This is a genomic window from uncultured Brevundimonas sp., assembly GCF_963975535.1.
Classification (GTDB): Bacteria; Pseudomonadota; Alphaproteobacteria; order Caulobacterales; family Caulobacteraceae; genus Brevundimonas.
Map to the genome: position 1 here is coordinate 177528 of NZ_CAXBHE010000004.1, position 23508 is coordinate 201035.

The following is a 23508-nucleotide window of genomic DNA, read 5'->3' on the forward strand; positions in this document are numbered from 1 at the left end:
GGTCGGCGTTGACGGCCACACCGTAACCCCTCATCCGGCCCTTCGGGCCACCTTCTCCCAAGGGAGAAGGGTTCTTCGGGAGAGGGACGTTGACGCGGGACCGGGCCGAATTCGCGCGGGTGTTGCGGCGACGGCAAACCCTGGCTGAACGAACCTTGTGGAAGGCCGTGCGGGGCAAGCGGCTGGACGGGCTGAAATTCCGGCGGCAATACGGGATCAGCCGCTATTTCGCGGATTTCGCCTGCGAAAGCCTGAGGCTGGTCGTCGAGCTGGACGGCGCGGTTCACGACGAGGACGACAATCAGCTGAACGACCATGTCCGCCAGCAGGAGATCGAGGCCCACGGCTGGGCTGTGCTGCGGTTTCGCAATGAAGAGGTGATGACGAGTCTGCACACGGTCCTCGATACCATCCGCGCCCACGCGAAACTGGCCGGCACCGTAACCCCACACCCTCCCGTTCAACTTCGTTGAACGGGCCCCTCCCTCTCCCGATGGGAGAGGGGTAAGAGAAGACCATGACCGACACCGACACCACCGCCACCACCCCCACCAACCTCATCCAGGGCCGCACCGGGGCCTGGGAAATCGTCATGGGGCTGGAGATCCACGCCCAGGTGGCCTCGAAGGCCAAGCTGTTCTCTGGCGCGGCCGTCGGCTTCGGCGCGGGGCCCAATGAGCAGGTGTCGCTGGTCGACGCGGGCTTTCCCGGCATGCTGCCGACCCTGAACGGCCATTGCGTCGAACAGGCGGTGCGCACCGGCCTCGGCCTGAAGGCGCAGATCAACAAACGCAGCCAGTTCGACCGCAAGAACTATTTCTACCCCGACCTGCCGCAGGGCTATCAGATCAGCCAGCTGTATTTCCCCATCGTCGGGGAGGGCGAGGTCGAGGTCGAGGCCGAGGACGGCACCTTCTTCACCGTCGGCGTCGAACGCCTGCATCTGGAACAGGACGCCGGCAAGCTGATCCACGACCTGTCGCCGACCGAATCCTATGTCGACCTGAACCGCGCCGGCACGGCCCTGATGGAGATCGTCTCCAAGCCGCACATGCGCAGCCCGGAAGAGGCGGTCGCCTACGTCAAGAAGATCCGCACCATCCTGGTCTATCTGGGCACCTGTGACGGCGACATGGAGAAGGGCAACCTGCGCGCCGACGTCAACGTCTCGGTCTGCCGCGTCGGTGGCTACGAGCAATTCCGCGCCACCGGCGACTTCAGCCATCTGGGCACGCGCTGCGAGATCAAGAACGTCAACTCGTTCCGCTTCATCGCCCAGGCCATCAACCATGAGGCCCGCCGCCAGATCGAGATCCTCGAGGACGGCGGCAAGGTCGATCAGGAGACCCGGCTGTACGATCCCACGGCCGGCGAGACCCGCTCGATGCGCTCCAAGGAAGAGGCCAACGACTATCGCTACTTCCCTGACCCCGACCTGCTGCCGCTCGAGCTGGAACAGGCCTGGATCGACAACATCAGGGCCTCCCTGCCGGAACTGCCCGACGAGAAGCGCAAGCGGCTGATGGCCGACTACGGCCTGTCGCAATACGACGCCGTGGTGCTGATCTCGGAACAGGCCAAGGCCGACTATTTCGAGGCCGCCGCCAAGGGCCGCGACGCCAAGCTGGTGTCCAACTGGGTCACCAACGAACTGTCGGCCCGTCTGGCCGCCGACAATCTCGACTTCTCGCAGAGCCCGCTGCCGGCCGCCCATGTCGCCGAACTGGTGGCCCTGCTCGAGGAGGGGGTCATCTCCTCCAAGATCGCCAAGGAGGTGTTCGACCACGTCTGGGCCGGCGAAGGCTCGCCGCGTCAGGTGGTCGAGGCCCGCGGTCTGGTCCAGGTCAATGACACCGGGGCGATCGAGAAGGCCGTCGACGAGATCATCGCCGCCAACCCGGACAAGGCCGCCGCGGTCGCCGAAAAGCCCCAGGCTATCGGCTGGTTCGTCGGTCAGGTGATGAAGGCCACCGGCGGCAAGGCCAACCCGGCCTCGGTCAATGACATCCTGAAGGCCAAACTGGGGCTCTGATCATGGCGGGCGAAATCTTCGAGGCGCTGAACGTCAACCATCCGGGCAAGGTCCACCGGGTGGACGCGGTCAAGTTTCGCAAGGCCTGCGACGGGCTGCTCGCCGTGCTTCCGACCGAGGCCCCGGGCCTGAACCAGTCCGAAATGATCGCGGCGGCGCGGGCCGTCATGCCCGACACCGACTTCCCCGGCGCGACCCAGGGCTGGTGGATCAAGAGCGCCCAGCTGCACCTCGAAGCCGTCGGCCAGGTCGTCCGCGACACCGGCAAACCCCTGCGCTGGCGTCGGGTGGGCTGAAGTCTGAAACCATGAAAAAGGCCCCGCGGATCGCTCCGCGGGGCCTTCGTTCAGGGCGGCGGGACTACCAGCGCCAGGCGTCGTAGATGACGTCGATGATGTAGCCGTCGTACTGGTCGATCAGATAGATCTGGTTGTCGACCACCACCCAGCGCGTTCCGGCCGGCGGATAGCCGAGACCGAAGGTGCGCCAGTCGTCCAGCTGGTAGCGCCAGAACATGGACGGCAGATAGTCCCCGACCCGCCAGCGCTGGCCCCAGTAGGAGCGGGGCACGCTGTAGTAGCCGTGGCCGGGCGCGAAATAGAAGCCGATGCGGACGCCCGTATAGCTGCGGAACCGCCGGTCGTTGCGCCACCAGTCGGAGCGATGGTTCCGGTTCCAGTTGCTGTGCCACTGGCTGCTGTTGAAGCGGTTGCGGAACTCCCGGTACTCGCGGCGGTCGTGCCGCTGCTCGTACCGGCTGTCACCCCGGCGATCCCGGCGGTCGTCGCGGCGGTCATCGCGACGATCATAGCGACGTTCGTCCCGGCGCTCGTCGCGCCGGTCATAGCGGTTGTCGCCTCGGCGGTCCTGACGGTCATCGCGCCGGGTGTCGGGGCGGCTGGGCCGTTGATCCCGCCCGGGGCCGGACCGGTCGTAGCGGTCCCCCCGGTCGTACGAGGTCGGACGGTCCGGTGTCTGGGGCTGGCTCGGGCGGTTCGGCCGGTCGGGCCGCTGCGGCTGCTGCGGCTCGGACGGACGCTGCGGACGGTCAGGACGGTCCTGACGATCGTCGCGACGTTCCCGGCGACGCTCCGGTTCCGGCGTCGGCATGGTGTCACGCTCGGCCTGGGCCTGGGCGGCGCGACGTTCCACATAGGTCTGGCCCCGTTGCGGTCGGCCTTCGCCCTCGCGCTGGGCCTGTCGTCCACGCTCACCACGATCCTGGGCGGCGGCCACCACAGGGGCGGCCAGCGGCAGCAGGAGGGAGGCGATCGCGGTGAACACCATCAGATTGCGTTTCATGGTCTCTTTCCCCGCACACCCGTAACGGGCGGCTCGATGACAGGATCGCGCCCGGCGCATGAACCTTAACTGAACGATAATGCCGGGTCACGGCGTGGCTCCGGCATGAAAAAGCCCCCACGGACCGGGTCCGTGGGGGCTGATCCGACAGGGGTTGACCGGCTAGTAGGCGCCGGACAGCACGCTGATGATCAGGCCGGTGGCCACCGCCATCAACACGATGTCGTTGCCGGCGTGGACATAGCGATAGCCGCGCGGGGCCGGGCGCAGGCCGTAGACATAGGGGTCGCGCACATAATAGCCGCGGTAGGCGGCGGGCAGGGTATGGCCGCGCTGCCAGCGGTGACGGGTGTAGCGCGGGTTGACCCGGTAGTAGCCGTAGCTCGGCGCGTACCAGTAGCCGTTGCGGACCCCGCGATAGTCGCGGAAATCGCTCCGGCCGCGATACCAGTCGCGGTGGGTGCGGTCCCAGCGCTGGTGCGCGCGGTAGTCGCGGCGGTCGCGGCGGTTTTCCCAGCGATGATCGCGGCGGTCGGCGCGATGGTCGCGGCGGTCGTTCCAGCGGTCCTGACGGTGATCCCGGCGATCATCGCGGCGATCCTGGCGCTGTTCGTGGCGGTCGCGGCGGCTCTGGGCCTCGGCGGCGAGGGGGGCGGCCGTGGTCGTCAGTGCGACGGCGATGACGGCAGCCCGGGCAAGGCGGTTCATGCGGATTCTCCCGTGGCGGGCCGGGGGCGGGTCTGGGGGTCCGGCTCCTGAATGCCCCGAAGGGTCGCAAGCGCAAAATGAACTGGCGCTGAACAAGCCGGTCAGCCTGCCCCCGGCCGGGTTGCGCCGGGGCTGCCAACGCCCCAGATCAGGGGACCGCCTCAGGACCCCCTTGATGACCCGACCGATCGAACTCTGGTACTGGCCCACGCCCAACGGCTGGAAGGTCTCCATCGCCCTCGAGGAGATGGGCCTGCCCTATGTGGTCAAGCTGCTGAACATCGGCGCGGGGGAACAGTTCGAGCCGGCCTTCCAGGCGATCAGTCCCAACGGCCGCATGCCGGCCATCGTCGATCCCGACGGCCCGGACGGACAGCCGCTGTCGATCTTCGAGTCGGGGGCCATCCTGCAGTATCTGGGCAACAAGGCCGGCCAGTTCTATCCGGCCGATGTCCGCACCCGGGTCGAGATCGACCAGTGGCTGTTCTGGCAGGTCGGCGGTCTGGGACCGATGGCGGGCCAGACCCATCATTTCCGCCAGTACGCCCCGGCCCTGATCCGCGACCAGCGCCAGATCGCCTATGGCGTGCGCCGCTACACCGACGAGACCCACCGCCTCTACGGGGTCATGAACCGTCGCCTGGCCGACCGCGACTATCTGGCCGGTGACTATTCGATCGCCGACATGGCCGCCTGGCCGTGGATCCTGCCCGAACACCAGGGCCAGTCGCTCGAGGCCTTCCCCCACCTCAGGGCCTGGATGGACCGGGTCGGTGCGCGTCCGGCGGTGATCGCGGGCCGTGCCGTCGGCGACGAGATGCGCCGCAATCTGGCGGCCTCCGGTCGGTCGGCTGAGGCGGCGCGCAAGATCCTGTTCGGCCAGCGCGGACGTTAACCTTCCGGGAAGGTGTAACCGCAAGATTTCCAATAAGTTTCTCAGGTCTGAACCCGGGCGACAGTCTTTATCTTTGCTTTACTTAAAAGATCGAATCGACCCGCCGCTGTTAACTTTAACTTCAAACCGCGGGTATTTGATCAGGCCTCAGGAGACGGGGCCAGAACGGCCGTCGTCCGGAGGATACGGTTATGAACGCGCAAGAACTGGCGTCGGACATCGAGATCGAAGTTGAGGCCGCCCTGCCTCTGCCGACCGCGGACATGGATGGCGATGCCCTGTTTCGTCTGGGCATGATGTACTCAACCGGCCAGGCCGGCTGCCCGATGGATCGGGTCTCGGCCCATATGATCTTCAACCTGGCGGCCATGAAGGGCTCGACCGAGGCCCGGATCTATCGCCGCGAGATGTCGCTGGAGATGGAACAGGACGAGATCGCCGACGCCCAGCGCGCCGCGCGCCGCTGGATCGATGCCGGCGTGGTGACCCTGGCCGCCTGATCTGCGCCGTCAGAACGACTGATACTGCCCGTTGATCGCATAGGTGAAGCCGACGGGCAGGGCGTTGCGGATCTGGGTGACGAAATTGGCGACCTCGCCCAGGGTCGTGCGCGGCACGAACAGGATGTCGCCGCGGCGCAGGGCGATGATATCGCCGCGACGCGGCCTGAGATCGGCGGCCCGCATCATGCGCACGCCGCCGGGGCCGCGCCGGATCAGCGCCACCTCCTTCTGGCGTGCCGTCGGCAGGAAGCCGCCCGCCATGATCACCGCCTGATAGGCGTCGATATCGCCCGGCATGTCATAGACGCCCGGCGTCCGGACCTCGCCGTCCACCCAGATCTTCAGCGGCCCCGCCTGTTTGAGGGTGACCTCGACCACGGGCCGCAGCAGCTGCGAGGCATAGGCCCCGGCCACATCCGATTCCAGCTCGGCGATCGTGCGATCCGCGGCCATGACCTGGCCGATCAGCGGCAGGGCGATTCGGCCGTCGGGACCGATCTTCTGGGTCCGGGTCAATTCGGCCGCCGTCGGCGTGGCCACCTCGATCTCGTCCCCCGGATACAGCAGATATTCCGGCTCGGCCTCGGTCCAGTCGGCGAAGGCGATCTCGGGAAAGCCGGCCGCCTCGACCGGCTGGACCCGCCCGCCGGCGGCTCCGGCCGCGGGCAGGGGCATGCGGCCGCCGTTCTCGCTGGCGCAGCCGCTGAGGGCGGCGGCACCGAGGGACAGCAGAAGCAGGCGGCGGTCGATGGGCATGGGTCAGGAATCCGTGACGGACGGGCGCGTTCGACACAGGGTCTCCGCTTATGGGTAACCAGTGGTTAACGCCGCTGGGTCAAGTCTGGGACAACAGTCACCGCGACCAGATGGAATCACCAGCCGCCCATGCGCACGACGGCCTATGCCACAGCCCGCCCGCGCTACGGACTCCTCGACATCGTGGGGCTGCTGTTCCGCGAACTGCTGCCGATGATTCTGGTCTTTCTGCTCATCTTCGTGCTGGGCACGGCGGCGGTTCTGACCCTGAAGAAGACCTATACGGCGACCGGCAAGGTCTATGCCGGGGTCGGCCAGGAATATGTCTACCAGCCGCGGGTCGGCACGGCCGAACGCGGCCAGGCCCCGGACGCCGACGCGGTCGCCGTATCCGAGGCCGCGATCCTGAACAGTCTCGAGGTCAAGCAGCGCACGGTCGCGGCCCTGGGCGTCGACAGTTTCCTCGGCGACAAGCCGTCCAGCGAGACCCCCGCCAAACGCCAGACCGACGCCCTCAAGGTGCTGGACGCCGGCCTCGGGGTCGGCACCACGCCCGGCAGCGCCATCATCGGTGTCAGCTATGAGAGCGACGATCCCGAGACCGCCGCCCGGGTGCTGAACGCCGTGATCGCCCAGTATCTGACCTATCGCCGCGAAGTGTTCCAGGACAACAAGACCCCGGCCATCGAGCAGCAGCGTCAGGTGTTCGAGGACGAACTGGCCAGCGCCGATTCGGCCTATGAGGCGTTTCTCACCTCCAACGACATCGGCGATTTCGCCACCCTGAAGGCGACGCTGGCGGCGACCTACCAGACGGTGTTCACCGAGCGCCTGTCGGTTCAGGCCCAGCTGAACCAGGCGCGCCAGCGCCTGTCGACCCTGCAGGCCCAGCAGGCGGCGATCCCGGCCCAGGTCACCCTGCAGCAGGACCTCAACATCGCGGCCCAGGATCAGGTGCTGCAGCTGCGCACCCAGCGCGAACAGCTGCTGTCACGCTACCAGCCCGACGCCCAGCCGGTGAAGGACATAGAGGAGCAGATCGCCCAGCTGCAGGCCTTTGTCGGCACCGGCACCGCCGTGGGGGCCAAGGAGGTCCGCACCGGCCCCAATCCCGTCTGGATCCAGACCGAGAGCGACCGGATCGCCGCCGCGGCCGAGGCCGCCTCGCTCGGGGCGCGTCTGGCCGTACTGGACCGCCAGGTCGGCGAGCTGCGGTCGCGCCAGGCCCTGCTGACCCAGATCGAATCGACCAACGCCACCCTGGCCGGCGACCGCGAGGTGCTGACCGCCAATATCCGCGACTTCCAGGAGCGGGCGACCCAGAGCCGCGCCGACAGCGCCCTGGTCAGGGCCGGGGCCGACAATGTCACCGTCATCGAACGGGCCCAGGCCCCGACCCGCGGCAAGAGCCTGAAGGCACCGCTGCTGATCGTCGTCTTCCTGTTCGCCGGCTTCACCGCCCTGTGCGTCGGCCTGTTGCGGATTTTCACCCGGCGCAGCTTCGCGACCGCCGGCTCGGTCGGCCGGACCCTGGAAATGCCCGTGCTGGCCGTCGCGCCGGTGAAGGCCCGGTGAGTCCGCATGTTAGTCTGTGGCCTGGCGAGTTAGGCGCGTAATCGATTCGATGGTGGATCTCACAACCGAAATGGCCGGCCTCTGGGCGGCACTGGGGCCGGCCCCGTCGCATCGCGGACGGGTGATCCAGGTCGTCGCCGCCAATTCCGGCGAGGGGGCCTCGACCGTCGCCCGGGAATACGCCCGCCTCGCCGCCGTGCGGGCCCGTCGGCCGGTGTGGCTGATCGACGGGGATCTGGCCCAGCAGGGCCAGCTGGAGGCCATCGCCGACGAGCCGGACCGCTTCGGTCGCCTCGGTCGTCCGGCCCAGGCCTCACCCGACGGATCCAGCTTCTTCGCGGTGACCCCGCGCGTGACGGGACCGGACGGCCGTCCCGTCTCACCGGCCCGGTTGCTGACGGCGCGGTCCTGTCTGGGCGGACGCCTCTGGGTATCGCGGTTCAACACCACGCGCCTGCGCTCGGGACAGCGGGCCGAGGCGGTCGCCGATCCGCGCTACTGGGACGCGCTGCGCAGACATGCCGACACCATCGTCATCGATGCGCCCTCGACGGATCGCAGTGACATGGCCCTGACCTTGGCCCCGTTCGTCGATGCGACGATTCTGGTGGTGTCGGAGTCGACCCGGGCCGCCGACCCGATGATCCTGCGTGACGAAATCGAGGCGGTCGGCGGGCGGATCGCGGGCGTCGTCGTCAACCGCTCAACCTATCGCGCGCCCGGCTTCCTGACGCGCCTGACCGGCTGACCGACGGATTCAGCGCGCGGCGGCGTCGAGCCTGGCCAGTTCGCGTGTTCCATAAAAATGGGGCTCCAGCCCCTTCATCCAGAACAGTTTTCCGAGGCCACGCGCGAGCCGGTCCAGGGCCCAGGCCCGGCGCGGACTGCGCACGATCAGATAGGGGACGGCGGCGCAGGTCCACAGCAGCATCTGCACGGCCCCGACCGCCATCCAGCGCACCACGGCCGGCCAGTCCCGGCGCGCCGCCGCCGTCTGGCTCGGCCCCTGGCCGAAGGCGAAGGCCCGGGCCAGGGCATAGCGCAGCGTGGCCCGGTGGGCGGGGGCGATCTCGTCGACCCAGGCTCCGGCGGCCCAGCCGAACCGGCCGCCGCGATCGGCGAGGGCGGCGAACAGGGCGTCATCCTCGCCCCCGGCCTGGTCCGCGCCCACGTCGAACGGCGCGGGGCCGGGCAGGGCGGTCCGGCGCCGCATCAGCGAGTTGCCGCAGCCATAGGGCTGGTCGATCAACCGGGTCGAGGCGGGGCCCGCCCGGCCGAAGAAGTCCTCGAGGTAGGGCCTCAGCCAGTCGGCGGCCCCGGGCGCGCGGCCCCGAATCGGCCCGAACACCACGTCGGCGCCGGTCTCGTCCTGGGCCGCCAGCAACTGGGCCAGCCAGTCCGGCGCGGCGACCTCGTCGTCGTCGAGAAAGGCGATCAGCGGGGCGTCCGTGGCCTGCAGTCCCACATTGCGGGCCGTGGCCACACCGGGCACCGGCGCATGGCGATAGACCAGCGACCACGGCGACCGCCCGCGCAGGGACTCGACGGTGGCGGCGGCCGATCCGGCCGGATCGTTGTCGACCACCACGATCTCGCGCAGGCGATCGGCGACCTCGGTCTGGGCGAACAGGGACTCCAGCGCCCGGCCCAGCCCCTCGGGACGACGCAGGGTCGGGACGATGACGGCGACGGGCGCGGCACGGGTCATCGGTCCAGCACCTCCCCGACGGTCTTCAGCGCACAGCCGGCGGCCCGCGCATGCGCCGCCAGCCGGTCCAGGGCCGCCGGGGTACAGCCCCAGGGCGACGGGGTATCGCTGACATCATGGGTGAACAGGATCAACCAGGCGTGTGTTTCTACAGCACGATCGATCCACTGACGCGCCACGGCCTCGCCGCTGTCGCCCTCGATGCCGACGGCGGGCAGCTGGTTCAGGTCGCCCCCGTCACGGACCAGACCGGCATGGACGCCGCGCAGGGAGCCGTAGCGGTCCGCCAGCCTGGCCTTGGCCACCGGCGAGACCTCGCCATAGGGAAAGGCGAAATGCCGGGCGCTGCCGCCGAGCGCCGTGAGCCGCGTGACATTGCGTTCGCTGTCGGCCAGCAGGGCCACCTCGCCGGCGCGGTGGGCGTCGATATGGCCGTGGCTGTGGCAGCCGATCTCATGCCCGCGCCCGGCCAGGTCGGCGGCTTCGGCGGCATTGATGTAGCGGCCCATGTGGCCGGTTTCGTCGAACAGGCCGGCGCACAGATAATAGGTGCCGCGCGCCTGGTGGCGTTCCAGGATGGCGGCGGCCGTCGCCGCGCTGGCCGGGGCGTCGTCGAAGGTAAAACTGACGGTCGGCTGGGTCAGCGCCAGCCGCGCGGGTCGCCGGTGCACCAGCCGCGCGTAACGGCGGCGCAGCTTGGCCCCGAGGCCGGCGTCGGCGCTGTAGGGCTGGGGCGTCACGCGATGGCCCCGGCATAGAGGGCGGCCCGGTACAGGCGCAGCGAAAAGGCCCGGGTGGCGACCGGCAGCCCCTCGGTCTCGGCCGCCCGGCGCAGCAGCGGGCGCAACCGGCCCAGTCCGGGCAGCCGTTTCAGCAAGCGCGCCGCCCGATAACTGGGATAGGTGCTGACGATGGCCGGATGGCGATCGACGACGCGGGCGAAATTGGGGGCCGACTGCTCGTATTTCCCGGCCAGGTCGGCGACCGTATCCAGCCCCATATGGGTGGCCGGATTGTCGACGTGCAGCACGCGAAACCGCTGCGACACCCGCATCGCCCATTCCACGTCTTCCCAGCCCCAGCCGGTGAAGCCCGGGTCGAAGGCCTCGGCCGCGAACACGTCGCGCCGCACCAGCAGGTTGGAGGTGTAGACATATTTCTCGGGCTGCCGGGCGCGCACCGTATAGGCCACGCACTCCGACTTGGTGGCCATGGCGCGGTGCACGGCGAAGCGCGGCTCGACCGGGGCCTGCAGCAGCGAGATGCCGCCGAACGCCACCGGCGGATCCTCGCGCGCGACCAGATCGGCCCAGTCGCGCAGGAAGCGCCGGTAGTCGGGCCGCATGTCACTGTCGAGGAACAGCAGGCTGCCCCCGCGGGCCGCCGTGGCCAGCCGGTTGCGACCGATCGAACGACCCTCGTTGCGGGGCAGGGTGATCAGCCGGGCGGGCAGGGTCATCCCCTTGATCAGGGCCGTCAGCCGCCGGGTCAGTTCGGGGTCACGGGTGCCGTCGTCCAGCACCACGATCTCGACCGAGCCGTCGACGGCCCCGGCCTCCTCATTGAGCAGGATCAGCAGGGCCGAGGGATCGTCGCGGAGGAAGGGAATCAATACCGACACGACCGGACTGGCGACCTTCCAGGTCGGATTGGCAAAGACGCGGCCTTTGGCGGTCATGACGGTACGCTCCGGGTTCGGGCCGTGGCAAGGATCCGCCCGGCCACATCGCGGACGCCTGCCGCATTCAGGGTCAGGGCGACGAGGGCATAGACCACGGCCCCGATCGTCGCATCCAGCATCAGTTCGATCAGGCCGCCCGGCGCGGGCAGGGCCGAGACCGCCAGGGCCATCGCTCCCGTGGCCACGCCACAACGGGCCAGCGTCTCCCACGGCACCGGCAGGGCCAGCACCCGGCGGCCGATGGCGATCGAGGCCAGCAGACCCAGGCCGAAACTCGCCGCCGTGGCCCAGGCCGCGCCCATCACCCCGAAGGCCGGGATCAGCAGCAGGTTGAGCCCGATATTGGCCAGCGCCGGCACGGCCATCGCCGCCAGCAGCAGGCCGGTGCGCCGCCCCAGGGTGAAGGCCTGGTGGAAATAATAGGTGGTCAGGCCCGACAACAGGGCCGACAGGGCGATCCACGGGGTGATGGCGGCGGCGACGCGGCGCAGGTCCTCGCCGATCATCACCTCGGTCAGCGGCCCGGCCACCAGCGCCACCCCGGCCGCCGCCGGCAGGCCGATCAGCAGGAAGGTCGCGGCCTGTTCCCGCGCCGCCGTCTTCAGCCGCTCGCCTCCGCCCCGTTCCAGCGCCATCACCAGGGCCGGGGTCCCCGCCGCCCCCAGCCAGATGAACAGCACGTCCAGCGTCCGGTTCGCGAGGCTGTAGCCCGCATGATAGGCCCCGACCGCCGCCTCGTTCATGAAGGCGGCCAGCAGGAACCGGTCGGTCGACGACAGCACCACGGCCAGGGCCAGCGACGCGGCGATCGGATAGCCATAGACGGCATAGCTGCGCAGCCGCACGCGGTCGACGCGCGCGCCCCGGATGTGTCTCAGCTCGCCGGGCAGGATGAAGGGCAGGGTGATCAGCGGGGCCAGCAGCAGTCCGGCCAGGGGCGCGGCCCCGCCGGCCCCGCCCAGGGCGAACAGCACCCCGATGACCAGCCCGCCGACGGTCGTGGCCATGTCCAGGCGCGCGGCCCGGGTGACCTCGCCCGCCGCCCGGTAACGCTCCATGGCCAGCTTGGCGAAACTGCGGATCGGAATGCCGGCGACCGCCACGGCGACGACCGTGCGGAAACCCGGATCCATCGGCCAGACCCACAGGATCAGGGCCGCCGCCGGCAGGAACAGCAGGGTCAGGCGAAAGGCGGTGCGGTACAGGCTGGCGAAATGGGCCGAGAGCCCGTCCGGCGTCTGTTCGGCGGCCCAGAACCGGGCCATGGCCGCCTCCAGCCAGCTGAACACCGCGACATGGCTCAGCGTCAGGATCGAATAGGCCAGCGCATAGCGACCGAAATCCTCCGGGCTCAGCACGCGCGTGAAGATGACGATGGCCAGGAAACCGACCACCCCCTGGACGATATTGGCCGGCAGATAGCCCCAGACGCCGCGCCAGAACATCAGTCTGCCCCGCTCAACGGATGGCCTGCCGGTCGCCCAGCAGCACGGGCACGGTGATCAGCATGACCCACAGGTCCAGCCACAGCGACTGGCGCTCGACATAGTCGATGTCCAGCTGCACGCGGCGGCGCACGTCCTGGGCCGAATGCAGCGGCCCGCGCGAGCCGTTGACGGCGGCCCAGCCGGTCATGCCCGGCTTGATGCGGTGGCGATGGGCGTATTCGGCCACCAGCCGCGCCGATTCGACATGGCCGGTCTTCATGCCGATGGCGTGCGGCCGCGGCCCGACCAGCGACATCTCGCCCTTCAGCACGTTCAGCAGCTGCGGCAGCTCGTCCAGACTGGTCGAGCGCAGGATGCGGCCGACCCGCGTGACGCGGTCATCGTCGGCGGTAACCTGACGCGAGGCCGTGGCGTCGGCCGTCTCGGGCCGCATCGAGCGGAATTTCCACACCACGATCTCTTCCTGGTTGAAGCCATGGCGGGTCTGACGGAACAGGACCGGGCCCGGGCCGTCGAGCCGGACGGCCAGCGCCACCAGCGCCATGACCGGGGCCAGCAGCACCGTGGCGGTCAGGCCGACGATCAGGTCCTGCAGCCGCTTGTTGAAGGCCCGGCGCTCGTCGTCGACCGGCCCGTCCAGCTGCGCCAGCGAGGTCCGGGCCAGCCGGTCGACGGCCTTGCCCCAGTCGGCGTCGGCGGGCTCGACCAGCAGGGTCACCTCATTGGGCAGGGTCCGCAGCCGGGTGGTCAGGTCGCGCACCCGCGCCTCGGCCTTGGGGTCGATGGCCAGCACGATGCGGTCGACATAGGGGGTCATGTGATGGGTCAGCAGATCGTCGGCCCGGCCCAGCACCGGCACCCCCTCGATGGCGCGCGGCGACCGGGCCAGCCGGTCGTCGAAAATGCCCAGCACATTGAGGTCGCGCCGCGTCAGCGCCTCGCGGATCAGGCCCTCGGCATGACGCGTCGCCCCGACCAGCACGATGCTGGGCGTCAGGGCCCCGGACCCGCGCCAGCGACTGACCAGATCGCTCCAGCCCATGTGCAGGCCGTTGAGGCTGATCAGGATCAGCCCCGTCCACACCAGATAGGCCGACCACGGCGCGGCGGCCCCGCGCATCAGCGCCCCCAGACCGAGGGTGGCGACCGCCCCGGCCAGGGTGACCCCGGCCACCGCGGTCAGATGCAGGCCGACCCGGTGGCTGCGGTTGAAGCGGTACAGGCCCAGCGAGCGCATCAGGGCCAGCACGGTGACGGCGCCGGCCACGAACGGCAGCACCTGCCACAGCCGGGCCTCGGCCAGGTTGCCGGGCACCGCCGCCCAGGCGCACAGCAGGCTGACGGCGATCACGGCCAGCACGTCGAAGGCGCGGAAATAGTGGACGGCCAGCCGCGCCGTATTGCGCTCGCGGGCATTGAGCCAGACCCCGGGCCGGAACGGGCCGCGCCGGGCGGCCCCGGCGGCGGCTTTGTCGCCGTCGGCGTCGGGATCGTTGTCCGCCCCGGCTGCCCCGGCCGCCATGGCCTGCAGGCCGGCGGCGTCCAGCCTCGCCGACTCGCCGGACGGCGAGGGCGATCGGGCAGGGGAACGGCGGCGGACGGTTTGGGTCATGGGCCTCGGGGGGTCGGATGCGCGCTGATCATGCACAGCGGCCCTCACTGTCGCGTTAACGCTGCCGCCGTCACCGGCACCCAAACCCGGTTGCGCCGCGCCGCGCCCTCGGCTATCTGCCGTGCCTGCTGGAGACGTGGCCGAGTGGCTTAAGGCAACGGTTTGCTAAATCGTCGTACCCTGTAAGGGGTACCCAGGGTTCGAATCCCTGCGTCTCCGCCAGACCTTCCCCGAACCTCGCGATCGAAACACCGGCTGATCCCTGCGCAGGCAGGGAGCGGGGCATGACTCGAGCCCTCTCCCGCCGGGAGAGGGTCGAGCTTGCCAACGGTGTTCCGGCGCAGGGTTTTGTCGCGCCCCCGCCCTCTACCCCACCGGCCGCCAATGCTTCCGCAGGGCCAGGGCCAGCAGGGAGTTGGCGATGGTAAAGCCGATCACCATCCAGATGGCCGCCGGATCGTCCCAGATCGCATCGGCCACGAACATGGCCAGGGCCCAGGCGATGGCGTGCAGGATGAAGATCGCGCTGACCCGCGCCCTGGCGCTGCGCTGGGCCACGGGGCTGATCCCGGCCGGTTCTGCGCGGTCGGCAGCCGCGTCCCGCGGCGCGGACCCGCCCGAGGTGATCAGGGTCAGGCCGACCCCGGCGAAGCCCGCCAGGCCGATCAGCGCCCCCTGGAGGGCCACACCCGCATCCGGCAGGATGACGAAGGCCGCGACCAGGGCCAGGCCGGTCAGCACCAGGATCCAGCCGCACAGACGTTCGGCCGCGCCGACCGGGGCGGCGCGGTTCAGCGGGAAGATCAGCTTGGGCAGGAAGTTTCCGGTCACGACCATGATCAGGCCCAGGAGGGCCCCCACGCCACGCTTGGCCATCACCCCGTCGATCTGGCCCGTTTCCTTGGCGATCACCACCCCGACGAAGGCGAGGAACAGGACGACGAGGGCGACCGAGCTCGATCGGCCGAGTGCCGGATGTGGGGATGCGGTCATCGGTGAGGTTCCTTGTTTGACTCGGACGGCGACGCCGCCGTCGCGGTGGCGCGATGCTGCAGACCCAGCAGGTCGGCGAAGCCCAGCAACGCCTCTTCCAGAACGGAAAGTTGCAGGTGATAGACGACGGTTTTTCCCTGCTTTTCCGACACGACCAGATGGGCGTCCCGCAGGACCGTGAAATGCGACGACATGGTCGAGGCGGAGATCGGAAACTCGGCTGCCAGGGCCCCGGCGGTCATCGACTGACGTCGCAACAGTTCCAGGATCCGTCGCCGCGTCGGGTCCGCCAGGGCCTTGAAGATCGTACTCATGTCTGGATGATTAGCTAACCATCAAAGTGATGTCCAGTACAATTTGATGGATGTCGAAATGATCGAATGTTGTCGTCATCCTCCGGCAAGCCGCGCCTTCGCGGCGCAGACCGGGGGACCCAGCGGCGCGCGTCAGCCCGATCTGTTCAGGCACGGTCGGTGCGGCCCTTCTCAAGCCCCTCTCCCGGGGGAGAGGGGTCGGGGTGTGGGCGTACGGTGCCACCTGTTTCGCACCGTAAGCCCTCTCCCTTTCGCGCCAGAACCCTCGCTGACGCTCGGGTGCGCTCAAGCCCTCTCCCGCCGGGAGAGGGACGCGATGCGACATGTTTGCGAAAAATCCCCCTATCAACGCTCCCCAAACCCCTTCCCATTCGACTCACTAACCTTGTCTGCCCCCAATCTTCCCGCCCTGGTTCCAACCAGCCCCATACTACCCCGGTTTCGTCGTGGGGGAGGGCGCAGAGGCCTTGCGAGCTCTGGGCGGCGGGATGCGGAGAAGCGGGGGCCCGGTTCCGGTCTGCCAGCGCAAGGCAGGCGACGCCCGGGGTCTGATCGGGATGATCGGATGTCAGGGATGCGGGGGATACGCATCCGGCCCGGGACCATGAAGCAAGCATGGCCCGCCCGTCAGGGGCGCTGCGGTAAGGCGCTAAACATCGCCACCCGACGCAAGCTTCTGAAAACTCTCCGTGCGGAGCGATCGGCCCCGGCCGAAACGGTATTTCATCAGAACTCCGGGCCGCGGTCCGGCGCTCCGCATGCCTTCCCGACCATCCCGGTCGTCCGGGGTGTCACGCCGGCCTGTCCGGTATCCCGCCCATCATCAGGGCCTGTCCAGGAGTCCGTCATGCCCAAGGTCCGATCCGCGACCATCCGGAATCATCCACAGCGTGAGCCGACGCGGGCCGAGCTCCGCGCCATGCGCACCGAGTTGCTGCAATACGTCGAGGCCGCCCGCTGGCGCCAAGCTGTCCATGTCCAGGCCTGGCGCACGGCCTGGGCCAACGGCACACGCTGGTGCGGCACGCCCGAGTTCGACCAGGCCGAGGCGGATGTCATCGCCTCCGGTCATCCGCGTCCGCCCGAGGCCTGGCTGGATCGCCCCCGACCGTCGTGGCTTCCAGAGCCTCAAATCGAGGACCCCGACCCCAACTTGACCTCGGGTGATCTTGGCACCGGGGCGGGAGCGGTCTAGGTCTGGGGTTCAATCCTCAGGAGACGAAATCATGGCCGATCTGGCTCAGGTTACCGAACACATCCGCGGCGCCGTGGGCGACGATTCCGGTCTCGGCAAGACCGTGAAGCTGGACCTTGGCGATGTCGGCAAGATCTATATCGACGGCGCGTCCAGCCCGAACACCGTGACCAACGAGGACAAGCCCGCCGACGCCACCGTCTCCATGACCTGGGACGACTTCATGGCCCTGTCGGACGGCAAGCTGGACCCGATGATGGCCTTCATGCAGGGCAAGCTGAAGATCGCCGGCGACATGATGATCGCCCAGAAACTGGCCCCGCTGCTGAAGCGCTGAGGTCGACCCGCTTCCCGCGTCGGGAAGCGAGCAACCGCCACTGGCGGTGAGGGCCGGGCCCCGGCGCTGCCGGGGCCGCGGTCGTCGTCGTCCGGAAGGATGAATGCCATGGACTTCAAGCCCAGCGACCGCGCCCAGCACTGGCAGGAGCGGGTCCGCCGTTTCCAGGACGACCGGGTCCTGCCGCGCCAGGCCGAATACCGGGCCCAGGTGCGCGAGAACGCCCGCCGGCAGCCACCGGTGATGGAGGAGCTGAAGGCCGAGGCCAGGGCCGCCGGTCTGTGGAACATGTTCCTGCCGGGCGAACACGGGGCCGGGCTGACCAATCTGGAATATGCGCCGCTGGCCGAACTGATGGGCCGGGCCCTGTGGTCGGCCGAGGTCTACAACTGCGCCGCGCCCGACACCGGCAATATGGAAGTCCTCCATATGTACGGCGACGCCGCCCAGCAGGACCGCTGGCTCAAGCCGCTGATGGCCGGCGAAATCCGCTCGGCCTTCCTGATGACCGAGCCCGAGGTGGCCTCGTCCGACGCCACCAATATCCAGACCCGGATCGAGCGCGACGGCGACCACTATGTGATCAACGGCCGCAAATGGTGGTCGACCAACATGGCCCATCCGAACGTGGCCGTGTCGATCGTCATGGGCAAGACCGACCCCGACGCCGCCAAACACGCCCAGCAGTCGCAGATCATCGTCCCGACCGACACGCCCGGCTTCCGCATCGACCGGATGCTGTCGGTGTTCGGCTATGACGAACTGCCGATCGGCCATGCCGAGGTGGTGCTCGAGAATGTCCGCGTCCCGGTCGAGAACCTGATCGCCGGCGAGGGCCGCGGCTTCGAGATCGCCCAGGGGCGGCTTGGACCCGGCCGGATCCACCACTGCATGCGCGTGATCGGGGCCGCCGAGGTGGCCCTGGAACTGATGTGCCAGCGCCTGCTCAGCCGCACCGCCTTCCGCAAGCCCCTGGCCGAGCATTCGGTCTGGGAACAGCGCATCGGCGAGGCCCGCACCAATATCGAGATGTGCCGGCTGCTGGTGCTCAAGGCCGCCTGGATGATGGACGAGGCCGGTGCCAAGAACGCCAAGTCCGAGATCGCCCAGATCAAGGTCGCGGCCCCGCGCATGGCCCTGCAGATTATCGACGACGCCATCCAGGCGTTCGGCGGGGCCGGGGTCTCCAGCGACACGCCGCTGGCCGAGACCTATGCCATGATCCGTACCCTGCGCATCGCCGACGGCCCGGACGAGGTGCACAACCGTACGATCGCCCGGCTCGAATATGCCAAACACGGCGGCCGTGGCGGCTGATCCCGGCCGGATCGGGCCTTCCGGTCCGGGGCGGCACAGTCCATAGGACGCCGCATGACGATGCATGGTAGCCGCTCCGGACGTCACCGCAGCGACCCCGGGGCCGCTGCGGCCGCCGGCGATTCCGGCCTGAAGCCCAGAGGCCCGTCGACGCTTCAGGCGCTGGCGGACCTGATGGGGCTGGTCGGTCGGTCGAATGCGCCGCAGCTGAAATTGCGCCTGGTGACTGCCGTGCTGTTGACCCTGACCGGCAAGGCGCTCGGGGTGCTGGCCCCGCTGGTGCTGGGGGCCGCCGTCAACGCCCTGGCCCAGGGACAGGGCACGGCCGTCGCCCTCGGCTGGGGCTTCGCCGGTTTCGCGGTCGGCTGGGCCCTGGTGCGGATGCTGGCCTCGACCGCGCCGCAGCTGGCCGATGTGGTGTTCGCGCCGGTCCGCTCCGCCGCCCAGCGCCGGGCCGCGACCGAAACCTTCGCCCATGCGCTCAGCCTGTCGCTCGACTTCCACCAGACCAAGCGCTCGGGGTCGCTGTCGCGAACCATGGAGCGCGGCGCGCGCTCGGTCGACTTCCTGTTGCGCATCCTGGCGTTCAACCTGGTGCCGACCGGGGTTGAGCTGGTTCTGGCCGCCGGGGTGCTGGGGGCGCACTACGACTGGCGTTTCGGGGCCGTCGCCGTGGTCGTGGTGCTGGTCTACACCGCCTCGACCTTCGCCCTGTCGAACTGGCGGCTGGAGCATCGGCGGACCATGAACACCGCCGACACCGAGGCCGCCGGCGTCTCGGTCGATGCCCTGCTCAACTACGAGACGGTCAAGTCCTTCGGAGCCGAGGCCCGTTCGGCCCAGGTCTATGACCGGGCGCTTGGCGATTACACCCGCGCCGCCCTCAAGGCCAACAGCTCCCTGGCCCTGCTCAACACCATCCAGGCCGGGATCATGAACCTCGGTCTCGGCATCATGGCCGTGATGGCCGGGTTCGAGGCCGCCGCCGGTCGCATGGGGCCGGGCGATGTGATGGCCGCCGTGCTGATCATGATCTCCCTGTACGGGCCGCTGAACATCCTCGGCTTCGCCTATCGCGAGGTGCGCCAGTCCTTCATCGACATGGAGGAGATGCTGAAGGTCACGCGCCAGACCCCGCAGGTCGCCGACGCCGCCGACGCCGTGCCGCTGCCGCGGGACGCGGCCCAGAGCGGCGGCAGTATCGCCTTCGAAGCCGTCGGCTTCCGCCACGATGCCCGTGCCAATGGCCTGGAAAACATCAGCTTCAGCGCCGCACCGGGGACCACGACCGCCCTGGTCGGTCCGTCCGGTGCCGGCAAGTCGACCATCGTCAAGCTGGCCCTGCGCCTGCTCGACCCCCAGGAGGGCCGGGTGCTGATCGACGGTCACGACGTGCGCCAGGTCACCCAGGCCTCGCTGCGCGCGGCCGTGGCCCTGGTGCCCCAGGACGTGGCCCTGTTCAACGACACCATCCGGGCCAACATTGGCTTCGCCCGCCCCGATGCCGACGAGGCCGCCATCTGGGCCGCCGCTGAAGCGGCCGAGCTGACGGCCTTCCTGCGCGACCTGCCCGAGGGGCTGGACACGCGGGTCGGGGAACGCGGGCTGAAACTGTCAGGCGGCGAGCGTCAGCGCGTCGGCATCGCCCGGGCCCTGCTGGCCGATCCCTGCATCCTGATCCTCGACGAGGCCACCAGCGCCCTCGACAGTCGCACCGAGGCGGCGATCCAGAAAACCCTGCGCAAGGTGCGGACCGGTCGCACGACCCTGGTCGTCGCCCACCGGCTGTCGACGATCGCCGACGCGGACCAGATTCTGGTGCTCAAGGCCGGGCGTATTGTCGAGCGCGGGGCCCACCATGAACTGGTCGCTCACGTTGACGGCGAATATGCGGCCCTGTGGCGCAAACAGACCCGGGGAGGGCGCACCCGACCCTAGTCCTCCAGCGTCGCGCTTCCGGGTTTCCGTACCGTCTGCAAGCCGGCCAGGACGGTCCGGCGTTCCACCTCGGCGTCGTCGGGCAGGCGCAGCAGCATCTGCATCGCCTGGGCGTGGACCGTGACAATCCGCCAGTCGAACAGCTCGCCGGCGGGGGCCGCATCGACCAGGTTGCACAAGTGGCTCGCCGCCTCGCACAACTGGTTCAGGCCAAACGGGCTGGCGATATCGATGATGGCATTGCTGCCGCGATAGACCTCGATCAACCGGTTGAAATTGTCTTCCAGGGATGTCGGGCGCGGGATCGCCAGCAGGGCCTTGATCATCCCGGCCAGGGCTTCAAGGCTGGGCGCGCGCCGTTCCTCGATATTGGCCTGGGCCTGAACCAGCGCCGCCCCGATGCTGATGCCGCCGGGCTTGTCGATCATTTCAGTCAGGCGGGACTTGCGGCGCTTGTGCGTGATGACCGTCATGACGGGACGCTGCTCTCAATCACCTCGGCGGTCCCCTGGGCGGCGGCCTCGGCCTGGGCGGCGGCCTTGCGGATCATCTGCTCGCGGCGCTCGTCACCGGGCGGGGAACCGTCGCGGAAGCGCCGATCCGGTCCGAAATAGTCGCCGACCTCGAGGAACGGGCGCTGGTCGCGCGAGACCCAGACGATGCGTTCCAGCAGCGTCACCGGGCTGAAGGGTTTGACGATCACGAAGCTGGCCCCGCAGTCCCGCGCCTCGGTGGCCCGTGAGCGGCGCAGGTGGGCGGCGGTCATGATGATCGGCGTGAAGGCATTGGGGTCCAGTCCGGAGCGACGCAGCCAGCGGACCATTTCGAACCCGTCCGTGCCGGGCATTTCGCAGTCGACCAGCACAAGATCGACCGGGGACTCCTTGAGAATGCGGATCGCCTCGGCGGCGCTGCGGCAGGCGTAGCGGGTGCGGATCCCGAAGCCGAGCAGAGCCTGACAGGTCAGATCCAGGGCGAAGGGGGAGTCGTCGACGACCATGGTCACAGCACTGCTGAGATTGACGACGGAACTGGCCCGGAGGGAGGTATCGAAACCACTCATCGAGCGGAAACCCCTGAGATCTGACAACTGGCTTCCGCCACCTGGTTCGATAACTATCCCTCTTGGGTGGCGAGGGGGTTAACGGTTCAACCTGCGCGGCCGATGGCGTAAAACCGGTCGGCACGATGCCGTCGCAAGGCGTCGGGCGACAGGCCCGACAGATCGCGCAACTCCTCAGCCAGCGCCTCCCCGACCGCGGCGACGGCGGCATCCGGGTCGGTATGGGCTCCGCCACAGGGTTCGGTGATCAGGCGGTCAACGATCTTCAGTCCGATCAGGTCGGGACCGGTGATCTTCATGGCCATGGCGGCGTCGCGTGCCCGCGCCCCGTCACGCCACAGGATCCCGGCCGCCCCCTCGGGCGAGATGACCGAATAGATCGAGTGTTCCAGCATCAGCACGCGGCTGGCACCGGCAATGGCGATGGCGCCACCGGATCCACCCTCGCCGGTAATGGTCGCGATCGAGGGGACGCCAAGGGTCAGACTGCGTTCGGTCGAGCGGGCGATGGCCTCGGCCTGGCCGCGCTCCTCGGCACCGAGCCCCGGATAGGCCCCGGCGGTGTCGACGAAGGTCAGGACCGGCAGCCCGAACTGTTCGGCCATGTCCATCAGGCGCACGGCCTTGCGATAGCCTTCCGGCCGGGCCATGCCGAAATTGTGCTTCAGGCGGGACTCGGTGTCATTGCCCTTCTCGTGGCCCATGATCACCAGAGCCTCGCCGCGGAATCGGGCCAGGCCGCCGAGGATGGCCTGGTCGTCGCCGAACTGTCGATCGCCGCGCAGTTCAACAAAGTCGGTGAACAGGCCATCGATGTAGTCGATCAGGTGCGGGCGCTGCGGGTGCCGCGCGACCTGGGTTTTCATCCAGGGGTCAAGGTTGGCGTAGGTCTTGGTGCGGAGTTGCTCGGCCTTGCGGCGCAGGCCCTCGATCTCGGTCTCGAACGAACCCGACGTCGTGGACAGCAGGCTCAATTCCTCGATCTTGGCCTCCAGATCGGCGATCGGCTTTTCGAACTCGAGGTAGTGGGTGGCCATGAAGGCGTCCGGTGCGGCAGGCGCGACAGATGCGCCACGGGAAGGCGGCGGAACCTAGTGGGGCAATCGCGCGCGGGCAAGTGAGGCGTCAGTCTTCCCGCGCCAGCGGGTGATTCTGTTGCACGGCCCGACTGAGCCGATCGGAGGTGACATGGGTATAGATCTGGGTCGTGGCAATGTCGGCATGACCCAGCAGGGTCTGGACCACCCGCAGGTCGGCCCCACCTTCCAGCAGATGGGTGGCAAAGGCGTGGCGCAAAACGTGGGGACTGACCCGGGTCGGTTCGATCCCGGCAGTAACGGCGGCCTGATCCAGCATCTGTGCGAAACGTCGCGGTGTGAGATGACCGCGGCCACGCCCGGACGGAAACAGCCAGACACTGTCCGGTATGCCGGGTTTGCGACCCGCGTCACGCACGGTCAGCCAGACGCGAACGGCCTCGCGTGCCGCGGCATTCAGCGGCGCAAGTCGTTCCTTGCCGCCCTTGCCCCGCACGATCACAAAGGCGGGGTCCCTACGGACCGATTCGACCCTGAGGTTGAGCAGCTCCGAGACCCGCATACCCGAAGCGTAGGCCAGCTCCACCAGGGCGACCATTCTCACACCACTGCTCCCGTCGCGAGCCGAGGCCGCTGCCATCAGTCGGCCGATCTCGACGATGGACAGGGTGCGGGGCAGGGACCGCGCCCGTCTGGGGGCGTCCAGGCGGCGGGACGGATCATCGGTCCGCCAGCCCTCGGCCAGAATGAATCGGTAGAACTGGCGAATGGACGAGCGTCGCCGCGCAGTCGTCGCTGGCGACAGTCCGCGTGCGGCAAGGCCCGCGAACCAGACCTCGATCGCGGCTGCATCGGCGGCCATCAGTCCGCCGTCCCTGGACAGACAGGCCTCGGCGTCCGCCAGGTCCCGCCCATAGGCCGACAGCGTGTGCGGCGAGGCGTCCCGTTCGACCGCCATCATCTCCAGAAAGGCTTCGATCTGCGGGGTGCTCACGAAAACCCGCCATTCCCGGCAACGCGCTCCCTTGCGGGGCTCCATCTTGATGTAGAGGGTGAAGCGATCATGTGTGCCTGCCTCGCCGTTCCCGACCGAC

At 69.0% G+C, this 23508-nt stretch carries 25 protein-coding genes and 1 tRNA gene; 12 read left to right on the forward strand and 14 right to left on the reverse strand.

Annotated features, from left to right (window positions below):
* Window positions 1-89 precede the first annotated feature (89 nt).
* From AACZ75_RS07105 to AACZ75_RS07115, 3 genes are read left to right on the forward strand one after another with little or no spacing between them, the layout of a single operon-like run.
* Window positions 90-473: a DUF559 domain-containing protein gene (locus tag AACZ75_RS07105; protein WP_339872087.1), complete on the forward strand. Its 384-nt coding sequence runs from the start codon at window positions 90-92 to the stop codon at window positions 471-473.
* Window positions 474-517: 44 nt separating this feature from the next.
* Window positions 518-2032: an Asp-tRNA(Asn)/Glu-tRNA(Gln) amidotransferase subunit GatB gene (gene gatB / locus AACZ75_RS07110; protein ID WP_339872088.1), complete on the forward strand. Its 1515-nt coding sequence runs from the start codon at window positions 518-520 to the stop codon at window positions 2030-2032.
* A 2-nt stretch (window positions 2033-2034) separates the two neighbouring features.
* On the forward strand, window positions 2035-2328 hold the full coding sequence (locus tag AACZ75_RS07115) for a hypothetical protein (protein WP_339872089.1): 294 nt from the start codon (window positions 2035-2037) through the stop codon (window positions 2326-2328).
* Between the two features lie 64 nt (window positions 2329-2392).
* Here the strand turns inward: AACZ75_RS07115 and AACZ75_RS07120 are convergent, their stop codons facing one another.
* Window positions 2393-3334, reverse strand: coding sequence for an RcnB family protein (locus AACZ75_RS07120; protein WP_339872090.1), 942 nt, complete (start codon window positions 3332-3334; stop codon window positions 2393-2395).
* Between the two features lie 162 nt (window positions 3335-3496).
* On the reverse strand, window positions 3497-4042 hold the full coding sequence (locus tag AACZ75_RS07125) for an RcnB family protein (RefSeq protein ID WP_339872091.1): 546 nt from the start codon (window positions 4040-4042) through the stop codon (window positions 3497-3499).
* Between the two features lie 175 nt (window positions 4043-4217).
* Between AACZ75_RS07125 and AACZ75_RS07130 the strand changes: the two genes are divergently transcribed.
* Both AACZ75_RS07130 and AACZ75_RS07135 read left to right on the forward strand, forming a co-directional pair.
* On the forward strand, window positions 4218-4937 hold the full coding sequence (locus tag AACZ75_RS07130; protein WP_339872092.1) for a glutathione S-transferase N-terminal domain-containing protein: 720 nt from the start codon (window positions 4218-4220) through the stop codon (window positions 4935-4937).
* Between the two features lie 191 nt (window positions 4938-5128).
* A complete protein-coding gene (locus tag AACZ75_RS07135; RefSeq protein WP_339872093.1) occupies window positions 5129-5437 on the forward strand; it encodes an SEL1-like repeat protein in 309 nt (102 codons plus the stop codon).
* Window positions 5438-5446: 9 nt separating this feature from the next.
* Here the strand turns inward: AACZ75_RS07135 and AACZ75_RS07140 are convergent, their stop codons facing one another.
* A complete protein-coding gene (locus AACZ75_RS07140; RefSeq protein ID WP_339872094.1) occupies window positions 5447-6196 on the reverse strand; it encodes a polysaccharide biosynthesis/export family protein in 750 nt (249 codons plus the stop codon).
* Between the two features lie 129 nt (window positions 6197-6325).
* Between AACZ75_RS07140 and AACZ75_RS07145 the strand changes: the two genes are divergently transcribed.
* Both AACZ75_RS07145 and AACZ75_RS07150 read left to right on the forward strand, forming a co-directional pair.
* Window positions 6326-7771, forward strand: a complete 1446-nt coding sequence (locus AACZ75_RS07145; RefSeq protein ID WP_339872095.1) for a chain-length determining protein — start codon at window positions 6326-6328, stop codon at window positions 7769-7771.
* A 49-nt stretch (window positions 7772-7820) separates the two neighbouring features.
* The gene (locus AACZ75_RS07150) at window positions 7821-8519 is read left to right on the forward strand and encodes a hfsB (protein WP_339872096.1); all 699 of its coding nucleotides are present in this window, start codon (window positions 7821-7823) and stop codon (window positions 8517-8519) included.
* A 9-nt stretch (window positions 8520-8528) separates the two neighbouring features.
* On the opposite strand, the gene AACZ75_RS07155 is transcribed toward AACZ75_RS07150, so the two are convergent.
* The 5 genes from AACZ75_RS07155 to AACZ75_RS07175 are packed head-to-tail and all read right to left on the reverse strand — an operon-like array spanning window position 8529 to window position 14220.
* Complete coding sequence (locus tag AACZ75_RS07155; RefSeq protein WP_339872097.1) at window positions 8529-9479, reverse strand: glycosyltransferase family 2 protein; 951 nt, start codon at window positions 9477-9479, stop codon at window positions 8529-8531.
* Window positions 9476-10219 (reverse strand): polysaccharide deacetylase family protein, encoded by a 744-nt coding sequence (locus AACZ75_RS07160; protein ID WP_339872098.1) that lies wholly within the window; start codon window positions 10217-10219, stop codon window positions 9476-9478. Before AACZ75_RS07160 ends, AACZ75_RS07155 begins: the two co-directional genes overlap by 4 nt.
* Window positions 10216-11157 (reverse strand): glycosyltransferase, encoded by a 942-nt coding sequence (locus tag AACZ75_RS07165; protein WP_339872099.1) that lies wholly within the window; start codon window positions 11155-11157, stop codon window positions 10216-10218. The genes AACZ75_RS07160 and AACZ75_RS07165 overlap by 4 nt, the downstream gene beginning before the upstream one ends.
* Window positions 11154-12605, reverse strand: coding sequence for a lipopolysaccharide biosynthesis protein (locus tag AACZ75_RS07170; RefSeq protein ID WP_339872100.1), 1452 nt, complete (start codon window positions 12603-12605; stop codon window positions 11154-11156). The genes AACZ75_RS07165 and AACZ75_RS07170 overlap by 4 nt, the downstream gene beginning before the upstream one ends.
* Window positions 12606-12618: 13 nt before the next feature.
* Entirely contained in the window at window positions 12619-14220 is a 1602-nt protein-coding gene (locus AACZ75_RS07175; RefSeq protein WP_339872101.1) for an exopolysaccharide biosynthesis polyprenyl glycosylphosphotransferase, read from the reverse strand.
* A gap of 130 nt (window positions 14221-14350) precedes the next feature.
* Here AACZ75_RS07175 and AACZ75_RS07180 point away from each other — a divergent pair.
* Window positions 14351-14442, forward strand: a tRNA-Ser gene (locus tag AACZ75_RS07180).
* Between the two features lie 144 nt (window positions 14443-14586).
* Here the strand turns inward: AACZ75_RS07180 and AACZ75_RS07185 are convergent.
* Both AACZ75_RS07185 and AACZ75_RS07190 read right to left on the reverse strand, forming a co-directional pair.
* Window positions 14587-15213, reverse strand: coding sequence for a hypothetical protein (locus AACZ75_RS07185; RefSeq protein WP_339872102.1), 627 nt, complete (start codon window positions 15211-15213; stop codon window positions 14587-14589).
* On the reverse strand, window positions 15210-15527 hold the full coding sequence (locus AACZ75_RS07190; protein WP_339872103.1) for an autorepressor SdpR family transcription factor: 318 nt from the start codon (window positions 15525-15527) through the stop codon (window positions 15210-15212). Before AACZ75_RS07190 ends, AACZ75_RS07185 begins: the two co-directional genes overlap by 4 nt.
* Window positions 15528-16374: 847 nt before the next feature.
* Here AACZ75_RS07190 and AACZ75_RS07195 point away from each other — a divergent pair.
* The 4 genes from AACZ75_RS07195 to AACZ75_RS07210 all read left to right on the forward strand — a co-directional run bounded on the left by AACZ75_RS07195 (window position 16375) and on the right by AACZ75_RS07210 (window position 20314).
* Window positions 16375-16722 carry a hypothetical protein gene (locus tag AACZ75_RS07195; RefSeq protein WP_339872105.1) on the forward strand — a complete coding sequence of 116 codons (348 nt, stop codon included), beginning with the start codon at window positions 16375-16377 and terminating at the stop codon, window positions 16720-16722.
* Window positions 16723-16753: 31 nt separating this feature from the next.
* Window positions 16754-17059: an SCP2 sterol-binding domain-containing protein gene (locus tag AACZ75_RS07200; protein ID WP_339872107.1), complete on the forward strand. Its 306-nt coding sequence runs from the start codon at window positions 16754-16756 to the stop codon at window positions 17057-17059.
* A 108-nt stretch (window positions 17060-17167) separates the two neighbouring features.
* Window positions 17168-18376, forward strand: coding sequence for an acyl-CoA dehydrogenase family protein (locus AACZ75_RS07205; protein ID WP_339872108.1), 1209 nt, complete (start codon window positions 17168-17170; stop codon window positions 18374-18376).
* A gap of 174 nt (window positions 18377-18550) precedes the next feature.
* On the forward strand, window positions 18551-20314 hold the full coding sequence (locus tag AACZ75_RS07210; protein ID WP_339872328.1) for an ABC transporter ATP-binding protein/permease: 1764 nt from the start codon (window positions 18551-18553) through the stop codon (window positions 20312-20314).
* Here AACZ75_RS07210 and AACZ75_RS07215 read toward each other — a convergent pair.
* The 4 genes from AACZ75_RS07215 to AACZ75_RS07230 form a co-directional block, all read right to left on the reverse strand.
* The gene (locus tag AACZ75_RS07215) at window positions 20311-20787 is read right to left on the reverse strand and encodes a chemotaxis protein CheE (protein WP_339872109.1); all 477 of its coding nucleotides are present in this window, start codon (window positions 20785-20787) and stop codon (window positions 20311-20313) included. The two genes, AACZ75_RS07210 and AACZ75_RS07215, sit on opposite strands and share 4 nt — an antisense overlap.
* Window positions 20784-21377 (reverse strand): response regulator, encoded by a 594-nt coding sequence (locus AACZ75_RS07220; RefSeq protein WP_339872110.1) that lies wholly within the window; start codon window positions 21375-21377, stop codon window positions 20784-20786. The genes AACZ75_RS07215 and AACZ75_RS07220 overlap by 4 nt, the downstream gene beginning before the upstream one ends.
* 86 nt (window positions 21378-21463) lie before the next feature.
* The gene (locus AACZ75_RS07225) at window positions 21464-22414 is read right to left on the reverse strand and encodes an acetyl-CoA carboxylase carboxyltransferase subunit alpha (RefSeq protein WP_339872111.1); all 951 of its coding nucleotides are present in this window, start codon (window positions 22412-22414) and stop codon (window positions 21464-21466) included.
* Between the two features lie 88 nt (window positions 22415-22502).
* A complete protein-coding gene (locus tag AACZ75_RS07230; RefSeq protein WP_339872113.1) occupies window positions 22503-23408 on the reverse strand; it encodes a tyrosine recombinase in 906 nt (301 codons plus the stop codon).
* Window positions 23409-23508: the final 100 nt, after the last annotated feature.

Excerpts from the sequence above, each read along its gene's own strand:
- AACZ75_RS07140 (WP_339872094.1), bottom strand. The coding sequence starts at position 6,196 with ATGCCCATCGACCGCCGCCTGCTTCTGCTGTCCCTCGGTGCCGCCGCC.
- AACZ75_RS07120 (WP_339872090.1), bottom strand. The coding sequence starts at position 3,334 with ATGAAACGCAATCTGATGGTGTTCACCGCGATCGCCTCCCTCCTGCTG.
- AACZ75_RS07215 (WP_339872109.1), bottom strand. The coding sequence starts at position 20,787 with ATGACGGTCATCACGCACAAGCGCCGCAAGTCCCGCCTGACTGAAATG.
- AACZ75_RS07200 (WP_339872107.1), top strand. The coding sequence starts at position 16,754 with ATGGCCGATCTGGCTCAGGTTACCGAACACATCCGCGGCGCCGTGGGC.
- AACZ75_RS07195 (WP_339872105.1), top strand. The coding sequence starts at position 16,375 with ATGCCCAAGGTCCGATCCGCGACCATCCGGAATCATCCACAGCGTGAG.
- AACZ75_RS07135 (WP_339872093.1), top strand. The coding sequence starts at position 5,129 with ATGAACGCGCAAGAACTGGCGTCGGACATCGAGATCGAAGTTGAGGCC.
- AACZ75_RS07165 (WP_339872099.1), bottom strand. The coding sequence starts at position 11,157 with ATGACCGCCAAAGGCCGCGTCTTTGCCAATCCGACCTGGAAGGTCGCC.
- AACZ75_RS07220 (WP_339872110.1), bottom strand. The coding sequence starts at position 21,377 with ATGAGTGGTTTCGATACCTCCCTCCGGGCCAGTTCCGTCGTCAATCTC.
- AACZ75_RS07185 (WP_339872102.1), bottom strand. The coding sequence starts at position 15,213 with ATGACCGCATCCCCACATCCGGCACTCGGCCGATCGAGCTCGGTCGCC.
- AACZ75_RS07175 (WP_339872101.1), bottom strand. The coding sequence starts at position 14,220 with ATGACCCAAACCGTCCGCCGCCGTTCCCCTGCCCGATCGCCCTCGCCG.
- AACZ75_RS07205 (WP_339872108.1), top strand. The coding sequence starts at position 17,168 with ATGGACTTCAAGCCCAGCGACCGCGCCCAGCACTGGCAGGAGCGGGTC.
- AACZ75_RS07145 (WP_339872095.1), top strand. The coding sequence starts at position 6,326 with ATGCGCACGACGGCCTATGCCACAGCCCGCCCGCGCTACGGACTCCTC.
- AACZ75_RS07170 (WP_339872100.1), bottom strand. The coding sequence starts at position 12,605 with ATGTTCTGGCGCGGCGTCTGGGGCTATCTGCCGGCCAATATCGTCCAG.
- AACZ75_RS07125 (WP_339872091.1), bottom strand. The coding sequence starts at position 4,042 with ATGAACCGCCTTGCCCGGGCTGCCGTCATCGCCGTCGCACTGACGACC.
- AACZ75_RS07210 (WP_339872328.1), top strand. The coding sequence starts at position 18,551 with ATGGGGCTGGTCGGTCGGTCGAATGCGCCGCAGCTGAAATTGCGCCTG.
- gatB (WP_339872088.1), top strand. The coding sequence starts at position 518 with ATGACCGACACCGACACCACCGCCACCACCCCCACCAACCTCATCCAG.
- AACZ75_RS07190 (WP_339872103.1), bottom strand. The coding sequence starts at position 15,527 with ATGAGTACGATCTTCAAGGCCCTGGCGGACCCGACGCGGCGACGGATC.
- AACZ75_RS07225 (WP_339872111.1), bottom strand. The coding sequence starts at position 22,414 with ATGGCCACCCACTACCTCGAGTTCGAAAAGCCGATCGCCGATCTGGAG.
- AACZ75_RS07115 (WP_339872089.1), top strand. The coding sequence starts at position 2,035 with ATGGCGGGCGAAATCTTCGAGGCGCTGAACGTCAACCATCCGGGCAAG.
- AACZ75_RS07155 (WP_339872097.1), bottom strand. The coding sequence starts at position 9,479 with ATGACCCGTGCCGCGCCCGTCGCCGTCATCGTCCCGACCCTGCGTCGT.
- AACZ75_RS07150 (WP_339872096.1), top strand. The coding sequence starts at position 7,821 with ATGGTGGATCTCACAACCGAAATGGCCGGCCTCTGGGCGGCACTGGGG.
- AACZ75_RS07130 (WP_339872092.1), top strand. The coding sequence starts at position 4,218 with ATGACCCGACCGATCGAACTCTGGTACTGGCCCACGCCCAACGGCTGG.